Source organism: Kitasatospora sp. NPDC040550 (genome assembly GCF_055594965.1).
Genome location: NZ_JBVIWC010000034.1, coordinates 73587 through 81029, shown reverse-complemented (window position 1 = coordinate 81029; position 7443 = coordinate 73587). Strand labels below are relative to the sequence as shown.

Sequence of the window (7443 nt, the reverse complement as noted above, 5' to 3'; positions counted from 1 at the left end):
GATCGGCGTGGCATTCCGGGTGGGAAGGTCGTTGTCGGTGGTGGGGTGGTGGGGTTGGTCGTGGTGTTGTTCGCGGTTGTTCTCGGTGTCGATCCTCAGTTGTTGGGCCTGTCCGGTGGTGGCGGTGGTGGTTCCTCTGTGACCGGGGTGCGTGGTGAGAGTGAGGTGCGTCAGTCGTGTAAGAAGGGTGTGGACGCTAACAAGCGTCAGGACTGTCGGATCACCGCGGTGACCAACAGTCTGCAGGAGTTCTGGAGTGTGGAGTTGCCGCGTCGTGGCGGGGTCGTCTACCGGCCGGCTCAGACGGTGTTGTTCACCGGTCGGGTCTCCACGGCGTGTGGTGCGGCGACTTCGGCGGTTGGTCCGTTCTACTGTCCGGGTGATCGGATGGCCTACTTCGATCTTGGTTTCTTCGATGAGTTGTCCACCCGTTTCGGTGCCAAGGGCGGGCCGTTCGCCGAGTCCTATGTCGTCGCCCATGAGTACGGTCACCATCTGCAGAACCTGCTGGGCACGATGCAGAAGGTGGGCGGTGATCGTCAGGGGGTGGACAGTGCGTCGGTGCGTCTGGAGTTGCAGGCCGACTGTTATGCGGGGGTGTGGGCGCATCATGCCACCACGACGGCGCAGGCCTCGACGGGGCGTGCGTTGATCTCGGTTCTGACCGACCAGGACATCGCCCAGGGTCTGGACGCGGCGGCGGCCGTCGGCGATGACCGGATCCAGAAGCAGGCTACCGGCAGGATCAACCCGGAGGCGTGGACGCATGGTTCCTCCGCTCAGCGCAAGGCCTGGTTCACCACCGGTTACCGTGGCGGGGACATGACCCAGTGCGACACCTTCTCCGGGAAGATCTGACGCACCCCCCCCGCTCGACCACCCCCGCTCGCCTCCGTGGTGTGGATCCGATCTCCCGGCTCGCCCCCCCGCTTGTCCGGTGCTCGCCCCCCCGCTTGTCCGGTGCTCGCTCCCCCCGCTTGTCCGGTGCTCGCTCTCGTGGTGTGGATCCGATCTTTTGGCTTGTCCCCTGGCTCGTTGCCGTGGTGTGGGCCTGGTCTTCCGGCTCGACCCGGTGGTGTGGCCGGTCTTCTTGCGCGTTCGGGTCGTCCGTGGCCCGGGCGGGGGCGTGTGTTGCTTCCGGGTGGCTTGGATGGTGGTGCCCCGGTGGGTTGTCTTCTTCCGCCGGGGGAACACCGCCGCGGGGTGCTTCGCGCTCTCCGTGGATGCCTGGGACGGCTGCCGGGCTGCCGGGCTGCCGGGCTGCCTGTGGATGCTTCCTGAGCGCGGTCGAGCGGGTGGGGACGCGGGAGCTGGTGTTGCTCGCGGGGGATGTGCGTGTGGCCTACGGTCTGGACGTCAAGCGGGAGTTCGAGGTTTCGGTGTCGCGGGGGGTGGGTGTGGGGATCGTTGCCGCCGTGGTCGTCGGTGGTCGTCGGTGGTCGTTGGTGGGCGGGCGTGGCCGTTGAGCGGGGTGGCGTTGGCGGTCGCGGACCCGGGCATGAGGTTGTGTGACGGCCGCCGGGGCCGCACCGGCTTGGTGTTGGAGTTCCGTCGGGCCTGTGTCGGGTGCCGTGTCCTCTTCCACGTCGCCCGCCCTGGCGTCGCCGTGTCCATGGCGGTGTCCTTCGTCTCGGGGGCCGACCGGGCCCACTTCTCCCGTGCCATCCGCGGCCGTCTGCGCGGGCGCGGCACCGCACGGTGGTTCCCGTCCCCGCGGGCCAACGGTCTCGGGGCCGACCGGGCCCACTGCTCCCGTGCTATCCGCGGCCGTCTGCGTGGGCGCGGCACCGCACGGTGGTTCGCGTCCCCGCGGGCCGACGGGCTCACCGCTCACGCCGGGGCGGCCACGGGGGCCAGGCCGTCGGCCTTCGACCCGACCGTCACCGGCGCCGACGTCTTCGGGGGAGGGATGGGCTGTGCCGGGGGCCCGTTGTGGTGACGTACTCCGCGTGGGCGGGGTGTCTTCGAGTTCGGGGCGGCCGTCCACTCCAGGTGAGTGTCGGGCGGTGCGGTGTGGTGGCTCGGGGGAGTGTTCCGGGGCTGGAGCCTTCGGCCGGCCCGGGGGAGACGGGAGCCCGGGGCATGGAACTTCTTGAGTGGTTCGCGATCGCGTGCGAGCCGCGGCACTTCGTCGAGGTGAACGGGGCGGGTAGGGCCGAGCGCGGGTCGGTGGTGTTCTACCTGCTCGGTGGCGGGTGGGAGCGGCGCGGGTCACCGGTGTGGTGCCCGGGGTGACCTCGAACCCGGGGGCGGGTAGTGGGGTTGGATCCCGGGTGGCTGGAGCGCGTTCCCCGGGCGGGTCTTCACCGGGTCGGGGAGCTGGTCGCGGCGGTGGCCGGACCGTGTCCCGTTCTGTTGCTGGTGGAGTGGGTGGGGGTCGAGGCGAAGGTGGCGCGGTACCGGGGTGGGGACGGGCCTGGTCGTCACCGCGTTCCGCCGCCGCGCTGCACCGGGTCGGACAGGTGTGCCCGGGACCGTCTGCGTTCCCTCGCATTGGACCCGCCGCCGTGCCCGCTCGGCCCGAGCACCCTGCCAGTGGGCAGGGGAAGTCGGGCCGGCCGACTTTCTGTGCGCGGTGCGGGTTTCGGCCCGGGGGTGCGGGGGTGCCGTCCCGGCCGGGTGGGGTGGTGGGGGCGCACAGGGAGTCGGGCGTGCCGGCTTCCGGTGCGTGGTGCTGGCTTCGGCCCGGGGGTGCGGGGGTGCCGTCCCGGTGGGGGCGCATCGGGAGTCGGGCGTGCCGGTTTCCGGTGTGGTGCGGGTTTCGGCCCGGGGGCGGGGTCGCGTTGCTCGATGGGGTGGGGTGGTTGGGGTTTGGGGGAGTGGTTGGGCGGTGGTGGGGGCACGGGGTTTCGGCCCGGTCGGCTTCCTGTGTGTGGTGTGGGTTTCGGCCCGGGGGTGCCGTCTCGGTGGGGGGTGGGGGCGCGTCGGGAGTCGGCTCCGCGGAGTTTCTGTGCGGGTGGGGGGTGTTCGGGTGGTGGCAGGGCGGGCCGCGCTGCCTTGGTGGGGTGGGGTGGTGGGGTGCGCGGGAAGTCGGGCCCGCGGAGTTTCTGTGTGTGGTGCGGGGCTTCGGCCGGGGGTGTCGAAGGCGTGCCGTTCCGGCGGGGTGGGGTGGGGGCAGGGGGGAGTCGGGCCGGTCGGCTTCCTGTGTGTGGTGTGGGTTTCGGCCGGGGGGTGCGGGGGGTGTTCCGTCTCGGTGGGGTGGGGGCGCAGCGGGAGTCGGCTCCGCGGGGTTTCTGTGCGGGTGGGGGGTGTTCGGGTGGTGGCAGGGCGGGGCCGCGTTGCCTTGGTGGGGTGGTGGGGGTGCGCGGGGAGTTGGGTGTGGCGGTTTCCGGTGTGTGGTGGGGGTCTTGGCCGGGGTGTGGGGGCCCCGCCGTCCTGCCGTCCCGCTGTCCCGCTGTCCCGCCGTCCCGCCGTTCTGTGGTCGTGTGGGGGTGGCGGGGTGGGGGGTGTTAGTGGTGGTTGGTGGTGCGGGTGTGGCGGGTGATGGAGTCGAGGGTGACGGCGGCGAGGAGGACGGCGCCGGTGATCATGTATTGGATGGCTTGGGCGGCGTGGATCATGTCGAGGCCGGTGGTGATGGATTGGATGACGAGGATGCCCAGGAGTGCGGACCAGGCGTTGCCGCGGCCGCCGAAGAGGCTGGTGCCGCCGATGACGGCGGCGGCGATGGCCATCATGAGGACGTTGCCGGTGCCGAGTTGTTTGTCGGCGGAGCCTTGTTGGGAGGCGTAGAAGAGGCCGCCGAGGCCGGCCAGGAGTGCGGAGAGGAGGAACACGGTGACGCGTGTGCGGGTGATGTTGATGCCGGCGCGTCGGGCGGCTTCGACGTTGCCGCCCACGGCGAAGATCTGGCGGCCGTAGCGGGTGCGGCGCAGGACGAAGTCGGTGGCGATGACGGTGGTGAGCAGGACGACCAGGGACAGGGGTAGTCCGCGGTCCTGGTTGAGGGTGTAGGCGGTGGCCAGGCCGGGGACGGCGAGCGCGCCGGTGCGTAGGGCGGTGTCGGCGGGGGGGCGGGCGCTGAGGCCGGCGGTGCGGCGGCGGTGGGCGGTGCGTAGTTGGGTGAGGAGGTAGAGGGCGGGGGCGAGGAGGGCCAGGGCCCAGGCGTAGGCGATGTCGCCGTCGCCGAGGAAGGTGGAGTCGAGGCCGGCGATGATGCCGTCGTGGCGGTTGTTGACGGTGCCGCCGTCGCCCAGGACCCATTCCTGCAGGCCGCTCCAGGCGAGCATGCCGGCCAGGGTGACGACGAAGGCGGGCACGCCGACGCGGGCGAACAGCAGTCCGTGCAGCACGCCCATGGCGCAGGCCGCGCCGAGGGCGGTGACGATGGCCAGCCATTCGGGCCAGCCCTGGCGGACCGCGAGGACGGCGGCGATCGCGGAGGTGGCGCCGGCGACGGAGCCCAGTGAGAGGTCGATCTCGCCGAGGACGAGGACGAAGACGACGCCCACCGCGATGAGGCCGGGGCCGGCGATGAAGCGGGTGATGTTGGTGAGGTTGTCGGCCTGGAGGAAGTGGTGGGTGACGGTCTGGAAGACGATCGCGATGACGAGGAGTCCGACGACGACGGGCAGGGCGCCCAGTTCGCCGGAGGCCAGGCGCCGGCGGACGGCGTCGGCGCGTCCGGCCCAGGTCGTGGCGGGTCCGTGCAGGCGCGGGTCGCCGGCGCGCGGCTCGCCGGCGCGCGGCTCGCCGGGGCGGGGCTCGCCGGGGCGGGGCTCGCCGGCGTGGGGCTCGGTGGTGTCCGGCTCGCCGGTGCGCGGGTCGTCGGTGCGCGGGTCGTCGGGGCGGGGCTCGCCGGGGCGGGGCTCGCCGGTGGGGTGGGGGTTGGTGGCGGGGGTGGTCATGCGGCGTCCTCTTCCTCGGCGCGTCGGGCCCGGCGGCGGGTGTGGGCGTTGTCGTGGGCGCCGGTGATCGCGGCGATGATCTGTTCCTGGGTGGTGGTGGTGACGGGGAACAGGCCGTTGTTGCGGCCCAGGCGCAGTACGGCGACGGTGTCGGCGACGGCCCGGACGTCGGCCATGTTGTGGCTGATCAGGATCACGGCCAGGCCGCGTTCGCGGAGGCGTTCCACCAGGTCCAGGACCTGGGCGGTCTGTTCGACGCCGAGTGCGGCGGTGGGTTCGTCCAGCAGGACCAGGGAGGGTTCGCCGACCAGGGCGCGGGCGATGGCGACGACCTGGCGTTGTCCGCCGGACAGGGCGGCGACGGGGGCGCGCACGTCGGGGATGCGGATGGCGAGGGTGTCCAGCAGTTCACGGGCCCGCTGTTCCATGGCGACCTCGTCGAGCAGGGTGTGGCGGCGCTGTTCGCGGCCGAGGAAGAGGTTGGCGATGACGTCGAGGTTGTCGCACAGGGCGAGGTCCTGGTAGACGGTGGCGATGCCGAGGGCGGTGGCGTCCTGGGGGCGGGTCAGGTGTACGGCCCCGCCGTGCCAGGTGAGGGTGCCCTTGTCCACGGGGTGGACGCCGGCGATGGTCTTGACGAGGGTGGACTTGCCGGCGCCGTTGTCGCCGACGAGGGCGAGGACCTCGCCGGGGTGGACGTCGAGGTCGACGTCGGTGAGGGCCTGGACGGCGCCGAAGCGCTTGGAGACCGAGCGCAGCTGGAGGACGGGCGCGCCTGTCACATGAACCATCCTGGATGTCCTGGGGAGGGGGGTGGGGTGTGCGGGTGGGGGTTACTTGAGGCCGGCGCCGGCGCAGGCGGCGGCGTAGTCGGCGGTGCAGATGTCGGAGGCCTTGTAGAGGCCGTCGGCGATCACGGTCTGGGCGATGTTGGCCTTGGTGACGATCTTGGCGTCCAGGAGCTTGGCGGGGATGTTCTTGTCGGTGGCGCTGTCGGCGGTGCCGGAGGCGACGGAGGTGACGTTCTTGCCCTGGAGGAGGTCGACGGCCAGTTCGGCGGCGTTGTCGGCGAGCGGCTTGTAGGCCTTGTAGATGGTGTAGGCCTGGTCGCCGTTGACGATGCGCTGGATGGCGTCGAGGCCGGCGTCCTGGCCGCCGACGGGGACCTTGATGCCGGAGCCCTGGAGCTGGGTGATGATGGCGCCGGCCATGCCGTCGTTGGCGGAGTAGACGCCCTGGAAGCCGTTCTTGCCGAGTTCGGTGACGGCGGCGGCGATCTTCTGTCCGGCGACGGTGGGGTCCCACTGCCCGGACTGCTCGTAGACGACCTTCTTGATCCTGGTGTCGAGGACCTTGTGGGCGCCGGTCTTGAACTGGGCGGCGTTGGGGTCGGCCTCGTCGCCGTTGATCATGACGATGTTCGCGTCGGGGGCCTGGGGGCCCAGCGCGTCCAGCAGGGCCTGGCCCTGGAGTTCGCCGACCTTCTCGTTGTCGAAGGAGACGTAGGCGGAGACCGGGCCGGTGGCCAGGCGGTCGTAGGCGAGGACCTTGACGCCCTTGGCGGCGGCCTCCTGCACCCAGCCCTGGGTGGACTTGGCGTTGTAGGCGTCCAGGATGATCACCTTGACGCCCTGGGTGAGGAGGGTGTCGAACTGCTGCTTCTGCTTGGCGGCGCTGCCCTCGGCGTTGTTGTAGAGCACCTTGCACTGCGCGCACAGGGACTTGACCTTGGCCTCGATGAAGGGGCGGTCGAAGGACTCGTAGCGCACGGAGGAGGCGTTCTCGGGCAGCAGCAGGCCTATGGAGGTGGTGTCGCCGGAGGCGGCGGAGTCCTTCTTGTCGCCGCCGGCCTTGCCGCAGGCGGCGGTCATGGACAGCGCCAGCGCGAGGCCGACGGTCGGGACGAGTACGCGACGCAGTACGGCGTTCATACGGGTGCCTCTCCCTGGGGCGCCGCGGCGGTGCGGCGGGGTGGGGGGAGTCAACCCTGACCGCGTACATGGCGTCAAGAAGTAAAACCAGACTCCGAGCGACCGCCTGCTATTCGTTATCTTCGTGAACGCTTCCGGCTTCACCGGCGTGTTCGCTTGCCACCACGGCCGCCGCGCGGTAATGGCCCGGGGCGGTGCCGAACTCGCGGACGCGGGGCGGGGACGAAGGCGCGGGCGCGGGGCGGGGACGAAGGCGGGGAGGAGCGGGTACGGGTGGCCGTGGCCGACCGCGCGGGCCACCGCCGCCGGCGGGTCCGGGTCCCGGCGCGGCAGGGCCGCCGCCCGGGTCATCCGCCACCGGGCCGGGTACGCCGTCGGGCCAGGTGAGCCGTCGGGCCGGGTGCGCCGTCGGGCCGGGTAGGCCGTCGGCGCGGTCCGTCGGCGCGGTGGGGTGGCGGGCGGGGGTGGCCCGCCGGACGCCCGCGCGTCCGGCCGCCGCCCTCGGGGCCCCGCGCCCGCGCCGGTTGCCCGCGCGCGGCGGCCGGCGCCGCGCCCCGGTGCCCGGCGCCGGGCACCGGGCCGGGTGGTGCGGGTTCACACGTAGTGGGCAGGGGGAGGGTGCGGAGTTGAATACGCGCAACAGGAAAGACGAGATCGCTTCTTAA

Annotated in this window: 5 protein-coding genes; 2 read left to right on the top strand and 3 right to left on the bottom strand. The window is 72.1% G+C overall.

Translation table 11 applies throughout. The features are described 5' to 3' along the window. Together ypfJ and ACZ58X_RS35410 are read left to right on the top strand one after the other, a co-directional pair. Positions 1-858 (top strand): KPN_02809 family neutral zinc metallopeptidase (gene ypfJ / locus ACZ58X_RS35415; RefSeq protein ID WP_470337682.1); only part of this gene is annotated, 858 nt, incomplete at its 5' end. Positions 859-2082: 1224 nt separating this feature from the next. After that, a complete protein-coding gene (locus ACZ58X_RS35410; RefSeq protein ID WP_470337681.1) occupies positions 2083-2235 on the top strand; it encodes a hypothetical protein in 153 nt (50 codons plus the stop codon). A gap of 1214 nt (positions 2236-3449) precedes the next feature. Here ACZ58X_RS35410 and ACZ58X_RS35405 read toward each other — a convergent pair. The 3 genes from ACZ58X_RS35405 to ACZ58X_RS35395 are packed head-to-tail and all read right to left on the bottom strand — an operon-like array spanning position 3450 to position 6778. Continuing rightward, positions 3450-4847, bottom strand: a complete 1398-nt coding sequence (locus ACZ58X_RS35405) for a sugar ABC transporter permease (RefSeq protein WP_470337680.1) — start codon at positions 4845-4847, stop codon at positions 3450-3452. Further along, positions 4844-5638: an ATP-binding cassette domain-containing protein gene (locus ACZ58X_RS35400; protein ID WP_470337679.1), complete on the bottom strand. Its 795-nt coding sequence runs from the start codon at positions 5636-5638 to the stop codon at positions 4844-4846. Before ACZ58X_RS35400 ends, ACZ58X_RS35405 begins: the two co-directional genes overlap by 4 nt. A 42-nt stretch (positions 5639-5680) precedes the next feature. Continuing rightward, positions 5681-6778 (bottom strand): sugar ABC transporter substrate-binding protein, encoded by a 1098-nt coding sequence (locus tag ACZ58X_RS35395; protein WP_470337678.1) that lies wholly within the window; start codon positions 6776-6778, stop codon positions 5681-5683. Between the last annotated feature and the right edge of the window lie 665 nt (positions 6779-7443).

Excerpts from the sequence above, each read along its gene's own strand:
- ACZ58X_RS35410 (WP_470337681.1), top strand. The coding sequence starts at position 2,083 with ATGGAACTTCTTGAGTGGTTCGCGATCGCGTGCGAGCCGCGGCACTTC.
- ACZ58X_RS35405 (WP_470337680.1), bottom strand. The coding sequence starts at position 4,847 with ATGACCACCCCCGCCACCAACCCCCACCCCACCGGCGAGCCCCGCCCC.
- ACZ58X_RS35400 (WP_470337679.1), bottom strand. The coding sequence starts at position 5,638 with ATGGTTCATGTGACAGGCGCGCCCGTCCTCCAGCTGCGCTCGGTCTCC.
- ACZ58X_RS35395 (WP_470337678.1), bottom strand. The coding sequence starts at position 6,778 with ATGAACGCCGTACTGCGTCGCGTACTCGTCCCGACCGTCGGCCTCGCG.